Raw genomic sequence first — 19,986 nt, forward strand, 5'->3', positions numbered from 1 at the left:
GGTGCGCGCCGGCAAGGGCCTGTTCATCAGCGCCGACGCCCAGCCCGGCGCACAGGGCAAAACGCTGGACATGCAGGCCGCCGTGCGCGAGCTGGAGCAAGCCCTGGAACAGGTCCGCGCCATGGCCCGCGATGCCGCGCTGGCCGTGGCACACGAGCCCGACCAGTACGCCCCGGAGCAGCTCAAGGCTGCGCTCGAACTGCTTCGCGAACCGGGCATCCTCGCATCGGCACCCGACGGCATCGCCGCCACCAGTGGCGGGCACCTGCAACTGGCTGCCGGAAAAAACCTGATCGCCACCGCCGGCGCGAACATGGACATCAGCGTCGCCAGGCGCTTCACCGCAGCGGTGGGCCAGAGCATCGGCCTGTTCGTGCGCAAGGCGGGCATGAAGCTCTTCGCCAACCAGGGCCCGGTCATCATCCAGGCGCAGAACGACAAGCTGGAACTGCTGGCCCGCCAGGGGCTGGACATCGTCAGCACCGAAGACGAAATACACATTACCGCCAGACGCAAGATCACCTTCAACGCCGGCGGCACCTACATCACCCTCGATCCGCACCGTATCGAGTTGGGCACCAAGGGGGATTGCAATATCAAGGCAGCGCACTTTGCGTTCCTTGGGCCAGCCAGACTTGCTCCCGATCTGCCCGTACTGCCGGCGAAGGAGGCCGAGCCGTCGCTTCCCGTCTTTGTATCACCCCCCCTGGGAGGTCCGGCTTGTGGCAAACAAATCGATGGTCCCTGCACGCGGGAGGACTGCCCATGCATACGGGGTTGAACACCTTCCTCCAGCGTCTGGCACAAGCCGAAGTGGGGCCGGGCGACGCCGCCACCTGCTTCGTCTTCGACCAAGCCGCAAGCCCCGACCTGATGGGCACCCTGCGAGCCGTCAGCCATGGCATGCACTACAAGGCATTACCGCTGCTGGCGGGCACCGGTCACATGGACAGGGCCCGCGAAGGCCCACTCTGGTGCGAGGTCCAGGCTCGTTCCGGGCAATCGCGCCTGTCCCTGTATCGGGCCGTGCAGGACACATCTGGCCTGGTCATCGAAACCGACGACCCGCTTGCCGCGCAATTGCACGCTCGTGATCTGATCTACCAGCACGACGGCGCCGGCCTTTGGTTCTCCGACTACTACAACCCAAGGGAATGGGGCGCCCTGGCGCTGACCGCCACCCGCGGCTTGTTCGGCCCCTGGCGCACCGTCTACAGCCCCGCAACCAAACATATCGGCAACCCCTCCGGGCCCTGGCTGCGCTGGACAGCACCGATGCAGGGCGATCCGCTGGCCGCTCCCTACAAGCGGGCGGCAGACACCTACGCCGTCTCCCGCACGTTGCGCTGGGTGTATTGGCTGGACAAGCACTTCCATGCATTCGGCGAGCCCACGACAGCGCAACTCCCCGCGTTGATCAGCAACCTGGGGTTCCTCGTCAGCCACGATATCGACGAAGGCCGCTGGTTGCTCAAGTTGGCCGGGCTTTGCCGAGGCGGCCCATTGAACGAACGCTCCGACGTGCGCGCCATCCTCGAAGAGGCCGATGCACCCTTCAATCACTACCTGCGCCTGCTCGCGCTGTGACCGCCGAGGATTTCCATGACTACCCAATCTCGTACGCCGCCGCCAAGGGATGCAGCAGCCAGCCAAAATACCGTGCTTCAGCTCCCATTGCAGGCAGGCAGTGCCTGTAGCTCCAACCCGGAAGAACAGCTCGGCCAGCCACGCCTGAGTTGCTCGCCGGCATTCGCCGACATCATCTACACCCCCAGTGAAGACCCGAAAGGTACAGGCGCCGATGACAAGGCTGCCTTCTGGCTGCTGCCAACACCGGCTGCCAACGCCATTCGCGAAAAAGCACGCGAACTCAGCACGCTGGTCAGCCCGACCAAGTCTGCTGAGGAGCGCCAAAGAGGTCTGGACGACAGCGGGCTGCTCGAGCACTTTCTCGAACCAAGATTGAGCAGGTTTCTGGTCGGCGACCAGAAGGCCCGCATGGAACGGTTCGAGGAAAAAGAACCGCGCCTGCAGGAAACCTACAATATCGAGCGCGCGGCATTGAATACCGACCCCAGAAACAGAGCGCTTTCCATCTATGCCCAGCGCGGCGCTGAGCTGGATGAGTGGGACCAACTGCGCAAGCTCGCCATCTTCGAAGCCCAGAACCAGGGCTACACCCACCGAGACGGCCTGTTCTTCACGGCCGAGGCGGAAAGCGCGCGCAAGGCCGTGCAGGCCTATAACGAGGCGCGCGCAAAACTGATCGACCAGTACGGCTCCCTGTCCAAAGCCCTTGGCATGGTGGGCGAGGTACTGCGCGAACTCAAGTCACGGTATGACGAGGCCACCCGTTGCACGGCGGAGCTGCGCGAGTGCCGCGGCGAACTCATCGGCGTCCTGCTGTGGATGGATGAGCGCAAGACCTTGTTCAACTACGTCGGCCTGATTTCCCAGGCCGCCAACTATGGGTTGGCGCTTCCCGAATTCGCCCTGATCGATACCGAGGGCGACGTCGCCAGCGGCATTGCCCGGTTCAAGCAGTACATCGCCGCGCTGGATGCCCAGCGTAAAGTTGAAGCCGATCTGCGCGAGAAATACCAGCGCTGGGTCATCTCCAGCGGGCAGAACATCATGCCGCCCGCTGGCTTGCTGGACGCCGAGCGCGCGCGTTGGGATGCCCTGCAGGCGCAGATGCAACAGCTGCAGCAACAGGCCATTGCTCAGGTGGCGCGCGACAAGGTTCGCCGTCACTTGCTGTGGAACCCGGAGGCCTTCGTCCCCCAACCGGTGGATCGTCTGGTCAAGACCGATTTCCCCCTGCGCGAGGTCAGTTGGCCCTTCAGTCCCGACGCCCCCATGCATCACCTCAGCCTCGACATGCTCAAGGGGCTGAAGAAGATGCCGGGCAACAGCGACGGCAAGGCCGCCAAGGACCACGCCACCAGCGACTTTCACGACTGGCTGCTGAGCCAGGGCGCGCTGCGCATTGCTGCCCAGGGCGAGTGGTTCGACAAGGAGGGCTGGTTCGATGGCGAGGCGTTCCACCAGTACCTGCAAGCTCACCGCTACCAGGTGAAGTCGCTGAGTACTGCCAAAGCCCGCCAGGACTGGAGCGACCAGCTCCGCCAGATGCTGTTCAAGAGCGACGCCCAGCAACGCCTGCGGATGTTCGACAACAGCCCCTCGGCGGCGCTGGTACGCTTCCTGACGCCGCCGCAGAAAGACCTGCACACCGGCGCCAAATTCAAGGGGAAGCTGTTCTCCCTCACGGGCGAATTGAGCGCGGATATCAACCTCGCCAGAGGCGAGGTGGAAGTCTTCAAGATCGACTTGCCTGAACGCTCACAGGCCCCGGAGGTGAAGGTCCCTTATCAGGTCGAGGGCGACAGCACCTCGCACCAGATCAACATCGGCAAGTTCTCGGTCCATATGAGCCTCCGTGCCTGGGGCTTCGCCGGCGCCTCCGTGCTGGTTTCCGGCGGGCTGAAAGTCGGCATCGGCAACGCCGGCTATGGCGCCAGCCTCGATCCCATCCAGCCGGCCGTACGCAAGGACGGCACTGCCAGCTACGCCAAGACCGGGAGTACGCCTCCATTGTTCGAAGGGCGGGCCGGCAAGGCCAAGATCGAAGACGGCGTCAAGGCAAGCTTCAACCTTTTCGCCGGGTTGCAGGCCGGTATCAACGTCACCGGCGCCCTGAACTGGGCGCCGCCCCCGACCCTGGTGTCGCCAACACGGGTTCCCAACATGCCCGGCCAGCCGATTCCCGATGGCGGCTGGCTCAGCCTCTCCCGCCTGGAAGGGGGGTTGGCGGCGGCCATCGGCGCTGGAGCTCGTGGCGATGTCGGTCTATCGCTGAGCAAAGGCTGCCTGATACTGCGCATCAAGGCCGCGTTGATCGCAGGGCCTGGGCTTCAGGGCAGCCTGTCGTTCGCCGTGGGCTATGAAGCCATCGTCGACCTGCTCGACCTGCTGCGCCGGGAGCTGCACAACAACCAGCAACGGGACATGAAGTGGATCACTCCACCAGCGATGGAATTGCTGGCGCACCTCAACTTTGCCGGCAGCCTCGGGCTGGATGTGGCGTTGCTCTACCTGCTCAACAGCGCCGAGGAGAAGGCCATGCTGGGGCTACGGATCGCGGATGCCGTGATGAGCGTTTACGAAGCCTTCACCGGAGGCGGGAAGGGTGGGCCTATTGCCCACGCCATCATGACTTACAAGAAACCACAGGAGCTGGAGCGATGGTTTGTCGAGTGTATTCCAGCGGCACTGGGGCCGATGCTGATGTCATTGATATCGACGCCCAAGGCATTCGAGGTAGTTGAGTACATTGATTCTCCTCGTGGTGGCGAAGAGCGGAAGCGGTCCTATTCCCGAGAGGAGTCCCATCTCTTCCAGCAACAGGCGATAGAGCAAGTATTGAGATGGATCGTCGACAATGCAAAAGCGGACTCGGAAAAAATCGCCAATGCACAAAGGCAATTCGATAGCGCCTGTTCGAGAATGAACAAATTCGGCAGTCATGACCATAAGGGGCAGAGCTATTGTGATAATCGACATAAGATGGATAGCTTTATGAGGGTGGTTCCTAGTGCTGAAGGGGCTAGTCTCCCTGGAAATATAGCTATTCGCTCCCGATATGTTAGTCATGTCAAAGCTTTAGGCGTTCTCCGTGATGGTTTTTGTCAATCAAGTGACTATTATGGGAAAACTTATATTCCCGGTGGTAGAGCGATTTATATAGGGCCGGGGGCGTAAATTGTGAAGATAAAGGCGTTTTTTACGGTATTTTTGTTAATGATCATGGCGGGGTGTGTGTGGGCTGAAAAGCTTACGCCGGCGCAAGAGATCGCAAAGAGTCATGGAATAACCTTATATAACCAGTATAAGGACGGCGAGCCGTACCTGCGCATTGCCGCTGTAGCAGGTGATCGGGAGGCGCAGTATTACCTGGCAGAAGATCTGCGGCACACAGCACGCTATATGACCGCGGAAGCGGAAAAGTGGTACACCGCTGCAGCCAATCAGGGTGACTACTACGCCATGTATCAGCTGTCAGGAAAAGGCAGTGACTTGTGCAATGTCATGGGCAATTGCCCAGCAGGGACTAAAACGGCAGGAGAGTGGTTGCTGCAAGGCCGAGAAACTGCCAAGGCGTTGGCTGACAAAGGCGACGCCGAGGCCATGTATGTACTTCATTTCTTGACCAACAAGGATGAGTGGCTGGAAAAGTCAGTGGCAGCTGGTTACCCAAAAGCACAATGGTACCTGGCGACTATGTACAGAGAGGGGAAGGGGTTTTTTATATTTCCTGGGAGACGATCGGACAGAATCAAGGAGCTTTTTAAAGGGTCTGCTGAGGGCGGATATCCTCCAGCCATGCTTGAATATGCTGGAATACTCAGGTCGGAAGGTAATCGTGACGAGGGTTGGCGCTGGATAAAAAAAGGAGCGGAAGCTGGTAACGCCGCAATATTCAGCGACTATGCATATTCTTACTCTGATGCTGAAAATCGCTGGGGGACACCAGTTGATTACGTGAAAAGTTATGGCCTGATGTCGCTGTTGCTGGAGTTGAATGGAGGTGGGGGGATGCAGGTGTTTGTAGAGGGAGAGCTGCCACGAATAGCAAGACACTTAACTTCCGAAGAAATCGAAGAGGCCAAAAAAATCGGCGTAGACTGGAAAGCCGCTCATCCACCCCTGTCATTCTTCCCTGATAAATTGGGCTTCTGATAGAGGAAGGTATGAAACAGCATCTATGGGTGGCGGTCTTGGTTTTAGCCTGTGCGCCTCTGGCTGGGACAGCACAACTTAGCGCGGAACAGAGCGAGGCAAAGAGTCGAGGAATAACCTTATACAACCAGTACAAGGACGGTGAGTCATATCTCCGCATAGCAGCTGCAACCGGCGACCGAGAGGCGCAATATTATCTGGCGGAAGATTTGCGGCACACCGCACGCTATATGACCGCGGAAGCGGAAAAGTGGTACACCGCTGCGGCCAATCAGGGTGACTACTGCGCCATGTATCAGCTGTCGGGAAAAGGCAGTGACTTGTGCAATGCCATGGGCAATTGCCCTGCAGGGACTAAAACGGCAGGAGAGTGGTTGCTGCAAGGTCGAGAAACCGCCAAGGCGTTGGCTGACAAAGGCGATGCCGAGGCCATGTATGTGCTTCATTTCTTGACCAACAAGGATGAGTGGCTGGAAAAATCCGCGGCAGCAGGTTATCCACAGGGACAGTGGTACTTGGCAGTGATGTATAGAGAAGGGATGGGTTTTTTTCTGTTACCCTGGAAACGTTCAGAGGAAATAAGGGGATTATTCCAGAGGTCGGCTGAGGGTGGGTATCCTAAAGCCATGCTTGAGTATGCAGGAGAGCTTCAAGATAGAGGCGATTTGGAACAGGCACGATATTGGTTGGAAAAGGCGGCTGAAACGGGATATACGACTACATTTGGTGAATATGCGGTTTCATTCTCCATTCCTGACAACCCTTGGGGGATTCCAACGGACTACGTGAAGAGCTTTGGACTGATGTCGTTGCTGCTCGAGTTGGACGGAGGGGGGAATTCGAGGAATTTTGCTCAAGGAGAACTGCCACGGATCGCCGAACATTTGTCCCCCGAACAAATCGAGGAAGCCAAGAAGATCGGCGCTGAATGGAAGGCTACCCATCCGCCGCTATCGTACTTTCCCGATAAACTGGGTTTCTAGTGATGGGCAGTATGAGCCGACATCTATGGGTGACGGCCCTGGTTTTAGCCAGTGTGCATACTCTGGCTTGGGCAGCGGAACTTGGCCCGGAGCAGAGTGAGGCAAAGTCTCACGGAATAGTTTTATATAATCAACATAAAGCAATCTCTGCGGAACCCTACCTGAAGATCGCAGCGGAAGCGGGTGATCGTGAGGCGCAATATTATTTAGGAGAAGCTATACGGTTCAATAAGCGATACATGACGGAGGAGGCAGAAAAGTGGTACACCGCTGCAGCCAATCAGGGCGACTATTACGCCATGTATCAGTTGTCGGGTAAAGGCAGTGACTTGTGCAATGCCATGGGTAATTGCCCAGCAGGGACTAAAACGGCAGGAGAGTGGTTGCTGCAAGGCCGAGAAACTGCCAAGGCGTTGGCTGACAAAGGCGACGCCGAGGCCATGTATGTACTTCATTTCTTGACCAACAAGGATGAGTGGCTGGAAAAGTCAGTGGCAGCTGGTTACCCAAAAGCACAATGGTACCTGGCGACTATGTACAGAGAGGGGAAGGGGTTTTTTATATTTCCTGGGAGACGATCGGACAGAATCAAGGAGCTTTTTAAAGGGTCTGCTGAGGGCGGATATCCTCCAGCCATGCTTGAATATGCTGGAATACTCAGATTGGAAGGTAATCGTGACGAGGGTTGGCGCTGGATAAAAAAGGGAGCGGAAACTGGTAACGCCGCAATATTCAGCGACTATGCATATTCTTACTCCGATGCTGAAAATCGCTGGGGGACACCAGTGGATTACGTAAAAAGTTATGGCCTGATGTCGCTATTGCTGGAGTTGAATGGAGGCGGGGGTATGCAGGTTTTTGTAGAGGGAGAGCTGCCACGAATAGCTAGCCACCTTACTTCCGAAGAAATCGATGAGGCCAAAAAGATCGGCGCAGACTGGAAGTCAACCCATCCGCCCCTATCATTCTTCCCTGATAAATTGGGCTTCTGGTAGAGGGAGGTATGGAACAGCATCTATGGGTGGCGGCCCTTGTTTTAGCCAGTGTACATACTCTGGCTTGGGCAGCGGAACTTGGCCCGGAGCAGAGTGAGGCAAAGTTTCACGGAATAGTTTTATATAGTCAACATAAAGCAATCTCTGCGGAACCCTACCTGAAGATCGCAGCGGAAGCGGGTGATCGTGAGGCGCAATATTATTTGGGGGAAACTATACGCTTCAATAAGCGATATATGACGGAGGAGGCGGAAAAGTGGTACACCGCTGCGGCTAACCAAGGTGACTATTACGCCATGTATCAACTGTCGGGCAAAGGCAGTGACTTGTGCAATGCCATGGGCAATTGCCCTGCAGGGACTAAAACGGCAGGAGAGTGGTTGCTGCAAGGTCGAGAAACCGCCAAGGCGCTGGCTGACAAAGGCGATGCCGAGGCCATGTATGTACTTCATTTCTTGACCAACAAGGATGAGTGGCTGGAAAAGTCAGTGGCAGCAGGTTATCCACGGGGGCAGTGGTACTTGGCAGTGATGTATAGAGAGGGGATGGGCTTTTTCCTGTTGCCTTGGAAACGTTCAGAGAAAATAAGAGATTTATTTCAGAGGTCGGCTGAAGGTGGATATCCTAAAGCTATGCTCGAGTACGCGGGAGAGCTTCAAGATAGAGGGGATTTGGACCAGGCGCGATACTGGTTGAGAAAGGGGGCTGAAACGGGATATACAACTACATTTGGTGAGTATGCCGTTTCATTTTCGATTCCTGGCAACCCTTGGGGAATTCCAACGGACTACGTGAGGAGTTATGGACTGATGTCCTTGCTGCTCGAGTTGGACGGAGGGGGAAATTCGAGGAACTTTGCTCAAGGAGAGCTGCCACGGATCGCCGAACATTTGTCCCCCGAACAAATCGAGGAAGCCAAGAAGATCGGCACTGAATGGAAGGCCACCCATCCGCCGCTATCGTATTTTCCCGATAAACTGGGTTTCTAGTGATGGGCGGTATGTGTCGGCATCTATGGATGGCCGGTGTATATGATCGCCGAATCGGAAAAGTGGTACACCGCTGCAGCCAGCCAGGGCGAATTACGCCATGTATCCGTTGTCTGGAAAGGCAGTGACTTGTGCAATGCCATGAATAATTGCCCAGCAGAGAGAAAGAGGCAGGAGGGTACCGGCTTTCATGTTTGAATTTCCACCGATCATTACGCGGGAATTGATGCGCCTGGAATTCACCTGCCTGGATGAAGCCTGGGTCAATCGCAGTACGAATTATCGCTTCCAGTGCGCCAAGGGGCATGTCATGGCTTACCGGATAGGCGCCCTGGCAAAGCTTCAGGGATGCCGCTTCTGCCAGGGCGTGGAGCGAATAGCAGCCCTGCAGGAGATAGCGCAGCAGGATGGCGCGCTTTGTCTGGACGTGGACAAACTCTGGAACGGGGATGTGAGCCTGTATCATTTCCGCTGCCAGCGTGAGCCCAGCCATGAATGGTCGCGACGCTACAGTGATGCGGTTTTTGACAGCAGTTGCCCGCATTGCATTCGTGACGGCATTGCGCCTGGCGTGGCACCCGGCGACGGTTTGCAACGCCTGCAGCAACTCGCCCAACGGCTCGGCGGAGAATGCCTTTCCACTCCCTACCGTGGCGCTAACCAGAGTTACCGATTCCGCTGCGCCGTCGGGCATAGCTGGATGATGAGCGCCCGCGTTCTGTTGGCGAAACGGGATTGGTGCCCAACCTGCCATGAGAGTGAAAGTGGCCAGCAGGGGCTCGATACGGCCAGGCAGTTGGCGCTATCGCGCGGGGGGCGGTTCCTTTCGAGCAGTTACCGTGCTGCCCACCATCCCTATACGTGGTGCTGCTCCGAGGGACATACCTGGCAGGCACCCCTTGCGGCTGTCCGCGGAGGGGCCTGGTGCCGGCAATGTCACGAGGTGGAGCAGGGTCGTTAGGGGCCCTGTACCCGAAGAGCCCGCCCATTTCGCGGACGAAGAGGAGGAATGGACAGCGCGCCAGCGTCCTGCATCCACTATCGCCTTGAAACAGTGCGCGCGCGACCGGTGGGTGGCCGGGCGGGGCGGTTTTCCGTACCATTGCCGGCCCTTCGTGTTCCCCGCTTCCGAGTAGAAAAATGAAACCCGCCCGCCTGCGTGCCGATGTCCTGGCCGGACTCACCACGTCCTTCGCGCTGGTGCCCGAGTGCATCGCCTTCGCCCTGGTCGCCCACCTCAACCCGCTGATGGGGTTGTACGGCGCCTTTATCCTCTGCACCCTCACCGCGCTGTTCGGCGGCCGCCCCGGCATGGTGTCCGGCGCCGCCGGTTCGATGGCGGTGGTGATCGTCGCGCTGGTCGTGCAACACGGCGTGCAGTACCTGCTGGCCACCGTGCTGCTGGGCGGGGTGGTGATGATCCTGTTCGGCCTGCTGCGCCTGGGCAAGCTGGTGCGGATGGTGCCGCACCCGGTGATGCTGGGCTTCGTCAACGGCCTGGCGATCGTCATCGCCATGGCCCAGCTCGAGCATTTCAAGGACGGTGAACACTGGCTCAGCGGCAACCCGCTGTACGTGATGCTGGGGCTGGTCGCCGTAACCATGGCGGTGGTCTATGGGCTGCCGAAGCTGACCCGCGCGGTACCGCCGGCGCTGGTGGCAATCCTGGGTGTCGGGCTGGCGGTCTACCTGCTCGGCCTGCCGACCCGCACCCTGGGCGACATGGCGCACATCGCCGGCGGCCTGCCACAGTTCGCGTGGCCGGATATCCCGTGGAACCTGGAAACCCTGCGGATCATCGCGCCCTATGCCTTCCTCATGGCCATGGTGGGCATCCTGGAAACCCTGCTGACCCTCAACCTCACCGACGAGATCACCGAGACCCGCGGCTTCCCGGACCGCGAGTGCGTGGCCCTGGGCGCGGCCAACATGGTCTCCGGCGCCTTCGGTGGCATGGGTGGCTGCGCGATGATCGGGCAGACCGTGATCAACCTCAGCTCCGGTGGTCGTGGCCGACTTTCCGGTGTGGTGGCGGGAGTGATGATCCTGCTCTTCGTGCTGTTCCTCTCGCCGCTGATCGAGCGCATCCCGCTGGCAGCGCTGGTGGGCGTGATGTTCGTGGTGTCCCAGCAGACCTTCGCCTGGGCTTCGCTGCGGGTGCTGAACAAGGTGCCGGTGAGCGACGTGCTGGTGATCATCGCGGTGACCGCCATTACCGTGGCCACCGACCTGGCTACCGCGGTGTTCTGCGGGATCATCCTGGCGGCGCTGGATTTCGCCTGGAAGCATGCCCGCGAGCTGTACGCAGACATCCATGACGAGGCCGATGGCAGCAAGCTGTACCGCGTCCACGGTACGCTGTTCTTCGCTTCCACCACGCCCTTCCTCAACCAGTTCGACCCGGCCGGCGACCCGCAGCAGGTGACCCTGGACTGCGCGCACCTGAGCTTCGTCGACTATTCCGCCATCGCCGCGCTGATGACCCTGCGCGAGCGCTACAGCAAGGCCGGCAAGCACCTGCGGGTGGTGCACCTGTCCGAGCGCTGCAAGCAGTTGCTCAAGCGGGCCGGCGCGCAGCACGCCTGAGTTGCGGAGCGGGCTGGCAGGGTTGTGTGTTTTGTAGGATGGTGTGGAGCGAAGCGATACCCATCGATCCCTGCGCCAGCAGCATGGGTATCGCTGCGCTCCACCCATCCTGCGGTCCTGTCTACGGACCAGAAGCGGGCATAGCACGTAGGGCGCATAACCCGGAACGGGTTATCCGCCGATACCGCGTCGGCGGATAACGCTGGCGCGTTATGCGCCCTACGATCCTGTTTGCGGACCGGGCATGGGCTTGGCGAGTTTCAGAACTTCACCTTGAAGCCCAGGATGCCCTCGTAGCTGCGCCCGTCGCCGTCCAGGGCGCGCTGGTAGCCCAGCGAGCCAGTGACGCTGGTGCGGTCGTTGAGCTGGTAGTCCACGCCCAGGTTGAGTTCGCCCCAGCTGCCGTCCATGTCGGTGCCGAAGGGGATGTAGCCGTCCGCCGAGGAGAACTCGGTCTTGGCCTTGCCCTTGAACTCGTGCCACAGGCTGGGACGGACCCAGACGCTGGTGCGCTGTTGCTTGCCGTGGTCGTCCTCGCGGAACCAGTCCTTGTCGACGCGCACGCCCAGGCGGCCGGTCAGCGAATCCACATCTTCGAAACGCACGTCGGCGGCGTCGTCGTGGCTGTCATCGAGTTTCAGCTTGCTGACGATCAGTTGGGCCTGCGGCTCGACGTGCAGGGTCTTGTCGGAGTCGAGCTTGAACGGGTAGCCAGCCTCCAGCGAGGCGGTGATGCCGTGGCCGCGGGTCTTCAGCGAACCGGCGTCGTTGGCGCGCGCCTTGAGGTCGAAGCGGTTGAACTGCACGACGCCGTCCAGGTACCAGCCTTCCGGGCCGAAGTGCGTCCAGTAGCCGCCTATGCCGTAGGAGCGCAGGGTGTCGTCGCCGGCGTCCTGGCCATCGGTGTGGTCGACGCTGCCCTTGATCCGCCCGGCCTGCAGCGAGAGCCCGGCCTGGTCGGTGCTGCCGTCGGTGTCTTCGCTGCGGTAGAGGTCCGCGCCGACCTGGAAGGCCTGGATGCGGTAGTCGTAGTCCGCGCCATTGCCCAGTTTGTCGGAGCCTTTCTGGTGAATCAGACGGCCCCAGCCCAGGGATGGGCCGTAGCTGTCCACTTCCTCGCTGGGCAACGGATCGTTGACGTTACGGCGTTCCTCGCCGACCCGCTCGTGCAGGGTGTCGACCAGGGCGCGGCTGTAGTTCAGCGCCATGGCGGGGAGGGCGCTGTACAGCGAGGTTTCGGCGCGGTAGTTGGGCCGGGAGGACGGTGCCGAACGCTCCGGCGCGACCGGCTCGACAGGTGTCACCGGTGTCGTGGGATCAACCGGGCCGACAGGATCAACCGGACCAACAGGATCAACCGGATCGACCGGATCGACCGGCGCCGCTTCCTGGTTCGAGCGCAGGTACCAGGCCTCGCCGTTGCTGTCGTCCAGGCTGGCCCGGTGCAGGGTGTATTCGTAGGGGCCGGCCTTGACCCGGTTGAGCAGGCGGAAGGCATCCGTCTCGGTGGTGCCGCCGTTCACCGCGTCCACCACCTTGATGCCGTTGCCCTGGGTCAGGGCGCCGGGACCGCCGGCATTCCTGATCAGCAGGTTGCTCTCGCCGTCGGCCTTGCCACCGTCGATCACCAATTGGTCGGAGGGTGAGTCGTCCTTGTACAGGTAGGTATTCAGGGCGAGGGTGCCGTTGGCGCCGTGGTAGTCGTTGCTGGTGAGCTTCTTGTAGCCGCCGTCAGCGCTGAAGTCGATCAGGCTGGCGCTGTTGGTCAGACTGCTCAGGTTGGAATCACCGGTGAGCTGCCACAGGCTGCTGTCCCGCAGGGTCACATCGGAATGGCTGCCCGTGGCAGTTTTCGCCGAGCCGCTGACCAGCGAGGTCGAGAGATCGATGCGGGCATTGCCGGCAGCGGCCTCACTCTTGCCCACGCCTTGCCACTGGCCGGTTCCCATGTCCGGGATGCTGTTGCCGTCGCTGGCGATCGCCTCGTCGACGCTCAGCCACTGGCCGCTACCGCTTGCCAGGCTATGGCTGAGGGCGATATCGGCGGCACCGGCAGTGGCGATGGTGGCGCCGTCGCGGTTGCTCAGCGAGCCGTGGTCGATGCTGATCCTTCCCGGTTGTGCATCGGTGCCCTGGGCATAGAGGGCTGCGGACTGATCGCCGGTGGCGTTGACCACGAGGCGCTCGGCATCGACGCTGCCGGCATTCTTGGCCACCACGCCGTGGCCCAGTGCGCCGCTGGTGCCGACGCTGACATTGTCCAGCTGCACGCTGGCGGTATTGCTGGCCAGCACGCCGAGGGCCTGTTCGCCGGTGGTGGCGACGGTGCTGTTGAGTGCGCTCAGCGCAGCGCCGGATTCGGCCCGCAGCCCGTGGGACTGGATGCCGTGGGTGGCGACGCTGGTATTGCTCAGGTCCAGTGTCGCGCTATCGTCCTTGTACTGCCGGCTGACCAGCACCCCCGTGGCATGGTCGCCGAGGGTTTCCACACTGACGTGGTCCGCCGTCAGGCTGACCGCGCCGGGCTTGATCGAGCCGATGCCGGCGTAGAGGCCGACGGAGTATTCGCCCTCGGTCTTCACGCTGAGGTTATCGAGGATCATGCTGCCGCCGTCGTCCACCGCCGCGCCGTAAGCCTGCGAGCCCGTGGTGCGCACACTGGTGCCGTCGGCCATCAGCAAGGCACCGGGATTGCGCGCTGCCAGGCCGTGGGGGAAGGTGAGGTTGCCGGCGGTTGGCGAGCCACTGCCGGTGGTGGTGACCGATCCGCCGTGGACGGTCACGGTGGCGCCCAGGTCGGCGATGATGCCCATGGCGTTGTCGTTGCCGTGGGTGGTGACGGTCACGTCGTTGACGGTCAGTGTCGAGCCGGGCGCTGCGGAGGAGGAGCTGCCGGCGCCCAGCGCGGTGGAGTAGTTGCCGGAGGTGGTGACGCTGCCGTGTTCCACGACAACATCGGCGCCTTCGCGCACCTGCACGCCGTAGCTGGTTTTCTGTGTGGTGCGCACATCGCTGGTGGTCATCTTCAGCGTCGAGCCGGCGCCTTCCACCAGTACTCCGGGGGACCAGGGCCCGGCGCCTCCGGGTTGAGCGTCGACCGAGACGCTGCTGTTGTCGAGGGTGGCGTGGCCGCCTCCGGTGACGTTCAGGCCGATGGCGCGATTGCCGTCGACCGCGATGCTGGAATTTGCCACGCTGCCGGTGGAGCCGGCACCTTCGATGGACACACCATGGCCGTAGTTGATGCCGTGCACATCCAGCGCGATGTCGGTCAGGCTCACCGCGCCGCCGCCCATGGCCCGCGCCCCGGCGGCCGGGTTGACGACGCTGCCGGTGCCGTGCACCGAGACACTGCCGTTACTCAGGCTGACGCTGCTGCCGGTGCCTTCTGCGCGTGCACCGCCAACGTTGCTGCCAGTGCTGAGGATGTTGCTGTCAGCGGCTTCGATGGTGCTTCCACCTGTAGCGTGCAGGACAGCCGTCGTCGTGGTGCTGGTGGCATTGCCGCTGACGTTGATCTCGCTGTGTCCAAGGCTGATGTGCGCGCCGTCTTCCGCGCGGGCGGCACTGGCGCTGCCTCCGCCTATGTTCAGCAGTGCGTCATCGGCCTCGATGCGGGTGTTGGCGCCCGTCGCCAATAGCCCGTGACTCAGGCTCAAGGGATTTTCATTGTCCACCGGCGAGGCGACAGACACCGCGGCGCCGCTGGTGCGGATTTCAGTGCCGGCCAGGTCCACCTGGGCGCCATCGCGCGCCCAGATACCCACTGAGCCTTTGCCAGTGGTAACTATCTCGCTGCTGTCGATGGCGACCTGGGTAGCGCTGCCAGCGGCCAGCACGCCATGGCCATAGCCGCCGGCAGTGCTTACATTGCTGTCGGTGAGGCGGACCTGGGCGCCGTCGTCAGCGCGTACGCCATAGGCGGAGCCGTTGCTGGTGGTCACGTCGATTCCCTCGGCGGACAGCGAACTGCCGCCACCCACCTGTATGCCGTGGGCCCCACCAGTGCTGCTGTTGCGCGCGCCGCTGGTGGCAATGGCGACGCCGTCCAGGCTGGCGCTCGCGCCGTTTTCCAGTGACAGGCCGACCGCGCCCCAGGACTGGGTGATGACCGAGCCACCGGACATCTCCAACTGCCCCCCGTCGACCACCACCCCGCGGTTGTTGGTGCCTTTGGCGCCGCCGCCGACCAGTATGTCGGTATCGGTCAGGCGGGCTTCGCCATTGACGTCGATCTTCATTCCGGTCAGTTCGTTGGCGGTGATGGCGACTCCGGCGGTGGTCTTCGGATCGAGTGCGATGCTGCTGCCGGTCATCCGCAGGGTGTCACCGGCAGCGACGTGCACGGCGGTCTGTCCCTTGGCCGCCGCCGCGCTGGTGGCGCTGCTTTCGATGCGCCCGCCGGCATAACCCAGGTTGCCGTTGCCGCTGGTCCGTATCCCGCTGGTGTTGGCGGCGGCCAGGCGGATGGTGGTATCGGCATGGTCGCCGCTGACGATGCCGGCGTTGCCGGCCAGCGTCACGCTGATCGGCGGCGGGGCGCCCAGCAGGCCCACGCCGGCGAAGGCTTGCGGTGCTTCGAGGGCGGCCTGCAAGGCGATGTCCAGGTAGGAGGGATGCGGCGGGTCGAAGAGCACGCCGGCTTCGGAGGGTTGGTTGAGGTCTTCGGAATCGGTCTCGGCGACGTTGTCCTCGGCTTCGGCGCGGATGATGCGCAGGCCGAAGGCGCTGGCCAACACGAGGCTGATGGCTTGGGCCAGGCGGGAGTGGCTGAGACCGGAAAGGAAGGGCTGGTTGGCTTTCATGGCAGCCTCCAGGAGGCAAGGAAAAATTGCCGCCAGTCTCCGGGGAGCGTCCGTTGGTGAATGTCGGAGCCGCTGTCATCAGCTTGTAGGAGTGACTCCCGCCTTCAGGGCTGGTCTACGCTGGTAGCGGGACAAGCAAGGAGGGAGACAGGGAATGAGTACCATCCTGCTGGTCGACGGCCAGCCGGTGCTCCGTGACGGGGTGCGCGCGCTGGTCAGTCGTGCCGGGCACCAGGTGATCGGCGAGGCGGACAACGGCCAGGATGCGCTGACGCTTTGCCGCGAACGGCGCCCGGACGTGGTCATCATCGAGTTGGCGATTCCGCGCCTGGGCGGCCTGGATGTGCTGCGTCGCCTGCGCGCCGCGATGGATGGCGTGCGCCTGCTGGTGTTCAGCGCGCAGGAGCGTGAGGTTTATGCCGGCCGTGCACTGCAGGCGGGCGCGGATGCCTTCGTCGGCAAGGACGAGCCGGCCGCCGAGCTGGAGAAGGCGCTGGCCGCCGTGCTGCGCGGGCGCAGCTACTTCCCGCGCGGAGCCACGCAAGGGCCGAAGGCGACCGACGCCGATGGCCGGGCGGAGCTGGAACGCCTCTCCGGCCGCGAGCTGACGGTTCTGGAAATGCTTGGCCGGGGGCTCTCCAATAAGGAGATTTCCGACCAGCTGAGCCTGAGTTACAAGACCATCAGCACCTACAAGATGCGCCTGCACCAGAAGCTCAATGTCAGCAGTGACGTGCAGTTGCTGCAGGTGGCGCAGAGCCTCGGGCTGCTGGCCGCGGAAGGGACGACCGTGGCGCCGGCCGATCCGCAGCTCGAGCATGAGCTGGGCCTGCTGCGCGCATTGCTCGATGCTACGCCCAACCCCATGTTCGTGCGGGATATGGATAGCCGCCTGCTGCTGTGCAACCTCCCGTTTCTCAACCGTGTCGGCAGGACTTTCGAGGAAGTCCGTGGCGGGTGTTTCGAGGATGCCCACTGGCTGTCACCATCGTTGCGCGAGCGCACGGCGCAGCGCTATCGCGAGGCGGTGCTGCGCGAGGAGCCGATCGCCGAGGAAATATCGCTGGATGATTCGACCATCGTCGGCACCTACTTCGCCTGGTGCGTGCCGCATCGCTCCGCGGATGGACGGATGCTGGGAATGCTCGGTGGAATGCTGTCCCTGGACGAGCGCGACGAGCAGTTGGCGGAGCTGCGTAGCGGCCTGTTCGAGAGCCGTTATCGCAGCCATCTGAAGACCAACCTGCTGGCCAGGATCGTGGCGGATTTCCGTGAACAGCTCGGTGGGCTCGATGCCTCCGTGCGGCGATCCGGCGAAGAGGACGTGGTCACGTTGGCGGACGTTGAACTGGAGGCTTCGCGCGGGGGCCTGCAGTCGATGCTGGCGAGCCTGCGCCAGCTGGATGCCCTGCTCGACCTGCAGCACCATGTGGCCGAGCGGGTCAGTGAGGCGCACGAACTGGGCCGGCTCACCGAGGAAATCCTGCAGCCCCAGCGCGCGGAGCTGCAGGCCGCCGGTTACCGGCTGGATCTCGGGCCGGGGGTGCTCAGCCTGAGGAAGGTCTGGATCGACGCGGGCTACTACCGCCAGCTGCTCGAAGCCTTGATCGAGGCGGTGCCACGTAACCCGGACCACGCAACGATCCGCTTGCAGCTGAGCAACTGGCGGTATCTAAAAGGGCTCCTGCGCCTGCGTATCGAGGTGTCGCCCTGGCAGTGCCTGGCAAGGCTCGTGGACACCGGCGAGCCGGCGAGCTGGGCGCGGGCGCGGGTACAGCGGATGGTGCTGTTGTTCCATGGGGAGTTGTCGCAGCTGGAGGGCGAGCAGGGCGAAGGCCTGTTGCGCCTGGAATTCGACCTGCCCCTGGTCATCTGAGCTGACTCAGTGCTGCCGTTCGTTCATCTGCTGGTAAGCGTCCTCCAGGGCCTCGGCGTCCAGCAGCAGCTGGCGGGCCGCGCAGCGCATGCGGCGGTTCAGTTCCTGGTTGGCGATCAGCGGCGCCAGCTCGCGCAGGAGTTCGGCGGCCACTTCGTTGTTGAAGGCGGTGGAGCGTACGCTGCGCAGCGTACGCAGGTTCTGCTGTGACATGGAAACCTCCGGGGGGAGGCGGCCGGATAGGCGGCCGCCCGTCGTGGTTCAGAACAGTTTGAGGAAGTTGAGGTAGAAACGCGGCGCCTTGCCGTTGTCGTCGTCCAGTTCCTTGGCCGAGACCGAGCGGGTCAGCGGGAAGGCGACCTCCGGCGAGACGTAGGTGTCCTTGAACACCTGCAGGTGCGCGCCGAAGCCGGTGGAGGACAGGCTTTCGCTGCTGATCCAGTTCGGCTCCTCGCTCCACACCTTGCCGAAGTCCCAGAAGGCGTAGTACTGGGTCGGTACGGCGTAATCCCGGAAGGTATGGAGGCGGTTGTACTGCAGCTCGGCTTTCACCGCGAAGCCCTTGTCGCCGGTGATTTCCGACGGGTCGTAGCCACGGCCGAACTCGCTGCCGCCGACGCCGAACTGCTCGGGCGAGAGCAGCGTCTGGCCGAACGAGGTCTGTGCAGTACCGGCAATGTACAGATTCATGCCGTCGATGATCTTCGAAAGGTCCTGCAGACGCTGGGCGTCCACCTGCAGCTTGGTGAAGTCGGTCCTGCCGCCCTCGCGGGACGGGTTGGCGCGGTCTTCCTGGCTGGCGCCCATGATCTTCAGGCCCTTGCTCAGTTCGGCCTTGACCAGGTTCTTGCCGCCGAAACCGTCGAAGAAGTCGTAGCTGGCGCCGAGGCGGATGGCGCGAAGGCGGTCGTCGCTGGACGGCGGGTTGTGCGGATCGTCCAGGTACTCCGACTTGCCGTTGTACCAGGTGAAGGCCGCCGAGGTCTTGAAGGTCTGGTCGCGCTGGCGGACCCACGGACGGGTGATGCGTACCGCGAAGGTATCGCCGGAGCTATTGGCGTCGAGGAAGGAGTAGGTGTCGGCATGGCCGTCGTTGTGCTGGGCGAGGAAGCTCACCACATCACCCTCGCCGCCCACCGGCAAGTCGTACTGGCCTTCGAAGAAAGTCATCTTGTCGCCTTCTACCGACCGCCCGGCTCGGATGCCCAGGTGGTCGCCACGGCCGGTGAGGTCGTTGACGCCGACCCCGCCGTAGACCTGCCAGGGCCCGAAGTAGCGGCTGTCGCGGTTGTCGAAGCCGAAGAAGCCTTCGTACTTGCGGATCTGGTTTTCGACGATCAGGTCGGTGCCTTGCTCCACCGGCGAGGCGGCGAGGGTGGCACGGCTCTGCTGGCCGGACAGGTCGTTCATCAGCAGCAGGTTGCGCTCGAGTGTGGCGCTTTTCGGCGGCACTTCCTGGCGGATGTTGTCGGCGTAGCGCTGCACGGCCTTGTTGCTGTCGCCCTGCAGTTTCACTTCGTTGACCCGCCCCTCGAAGACCTGGATCAGCAGTTCGCCGTTTTCCAGGCGCTGTTCGGGCAGGTAGGCGCGGGCCAGCAGGAAGCCGGCCTGGCGGTAGCGCTGGGTGATTTGCGCAACCACCGCGTTGACTTCGCCGAGGGTGACGCGGTGGCCTTCGAGCCTCGCGGTCAGCGACGCGAAGGCCTCGGGGGCGTAGAGCGTGGTGCCACGGATGATCACCTTGTCGACCTGGAAGCGCGTGGTGTCGTTGGGGTTCACCACCATCTCGGCTGGCGGGCCTTCGGTTTCGGGGACGACCACGGTGTCCGGCAGTTGCAGGGTCGAGGGCATCTGCGTGGAGCTTTCACGGCCGCCGTCGGGGCGGGGAATTTCCACCCGGCCGGGGTCGAGCTGGGCCCGCGGCCCGGCGAACGCCGGGGCCTGGACCAGCAACAGGGCGGAGCACACGGCGACCGCCAGGATGTGCAGTTTCGAAGGAATGCCTTTCAT

The 19,986-nt window shown here is 62.3% G+C and carries 13 protein-coding genes; 10 read left to right on the top strand and 3 right to left on the bottom strand.

Annotation, left to right across the window (positions count from 1 at the left end; all coding sequences use genetic code 11):
* The 9 genes from IB255_RS23350 to IB255_RS23390 all read left to right on the top strand — a co-directional run.
* Positions 1-781, top strand: a 781-nt coding sequence (locus IB255_RS23350; protein WP_192210903.1) for a DUF2345 domain-containing protein, incomplete at its 5' end; no start/stop codon positions are given.
* Complete coding sequence (locus IB255_RS23355) at positions 766-1,587, top strand: hypothetical protein (protein WP_192210904.1); 822 nt, start codon at positions 766-768, stop codon at positions 1,585-1,587. The genes IB255_RS23350 and IB255_RS23355, both read left to right, overlap by 16 nt.
* 15 nt (positions 1,588-1,602) lie before the next feature.
* The gene (locus IB255_RS23360) at positions 1,603-4,764 is read left to right on the top strand and encodes a hypothetical protein (protein ID WP_192210905.1); all 3,162 of its coding nucleotides are present in this window, start codon (positions 1,603-1,605) and stop codon (positions 4,762-4,764) included.
* Positions 4,765-4,767: 3 nt separating this feature from the next.
* Positions 4,768-5,742 (top strand): tetratricopeptide repeat protein, encoded by a 975-nt coding sequence (locus IB255_RS23365; protein WP_192210906.1) that lies wholly within the window; start codon positions 4,768-4,770, stop codon positions 5,740-5,742.
* 11 nt (positions 5,743-5,753) lie between these two features.
* Entirely contained in the window at positions 5,754-6,725 is a 972-nt protein-coding gene (locus IB255_RS23370; protein WP_192210907.1) for a tetratricopeptide repeat protein, read from the top strand.
* Positions 6,726-6,736: 11 nt separating this feature from the next.
* Positions 6,737-7,720: a tetratricopeptide repeat protein gene (locus IB255_RS23375; RefSeq protein ID WP_225594985.1), complete on the top strand. Its 984-nt coding sequence runs from the start codon at positions 6,737-6,739 to the stop codon at positions 7,718-7,720.
* Between the two features lie 8 nt (positions 7,721-7,728).
* Positions 7,729-8,709: a tetratricopeptide repeat protein gene (locus tag IB255_RS23380; protein WP_192210909.1), complete on the top strand. Its 981-nt coding sequence runs from the start codon at positions 7,729-7,731 to the stop codon at positions 8,707-8,709.
* Positions 8,710-8,899: 190 nt separating this feature from the next.
* Positions 8,900-9,670, top strand: coding sequence for a hypothetical protein (locus IB255_RS23385; protein ID WP_192210910.1), 771 nt, complete (start codon positions 8,900-8,902; stop codon positions 9,668-9,670).
* A 179-nt stretch (positions 9,671-9,849) separates the two neighbouring features.
* A complete protein-coding gene (locus tag IB255_RS23390) occupies positions 9,850-11,295 on the top strand; it encodes a SulP family inorganic anion transporter (protein WP_081520864.1) in 1,446 nt (481 codons plus the stop codon).
* Between the two features lie 260 nt (positions 11,296-11,555).
* On the opposite strand, the gene IB255_RS23395 is transcribed toward IB255_RS23390, so the two are convergent.
* Positions 11,556-16,100 (bottom strand): autotransporter outer membrane beta-barrel domain-containing protein, encoded by a 4,545-nt coding sequence (locus IB255_RS23395; protein WP_192210911.1) that lies wholly within the window; start codon positions 16,098-16,100, stop codon positions 11,556-11,558.
* 154 nt (positions 16,101-16,254) lie between these two features.
* On the opposite strand from IB255_RS23395, the gene IB255_RS23400 reads away from it, so the two are divergent.
* A complete protein-coding gene (locus IB255_RS23400; protein WP_192210912.1) occupies positions 16,255-17,976 on the top strand; it encodes a response regulator in 1,722 nt (573 codons plus the stop codon).
* 6 nt (positions 17,977-17,982) lie between these two features.
* Here the strand turns inward: IB255_RS23400 and IB255_RS23405 are convergent, their stop codons facing one another.
* Both IB255_RS23405 and IB255_RS23410 read right to left on the bottom strand, forming a co-directional pair.
* Positions 17,983-18,189: a hypothetical protein gene (locus IB255_RS23405; protein WP_151186913.1), complete on the bottom strand. Its 207-nt coding sequence runs from the start codon at positions 18,187-18,189 to the stop codon at positions 17,983-17,985.
* 48 nt (positions 18,190-18,237) lie between these two features.
* The gene (locus tag IB255_RS23410; RefSeq protein WP_192210913.1) at positions 18,238-19,986 is read right to left on the bottom strand and encodes a ShlB/FhaC/HecB family hemolysin secretion/activation protein; all 1,749 of its coding nucleotides are present in this window, start codon (positions 19,984-19,986) and stop codon (positions 18,238-18,240) included.

The organism is Pseudomonas sp. PDM22 (assembly GCF_014851965.1).
In the GTDB taxonomy this organism is placed as follows: domain Bacteria; phylum Pseudomonadota; class Gammaproteobacteria; order Pseudomonadales; family Pseudomonadaceae; genus Pseudomonas.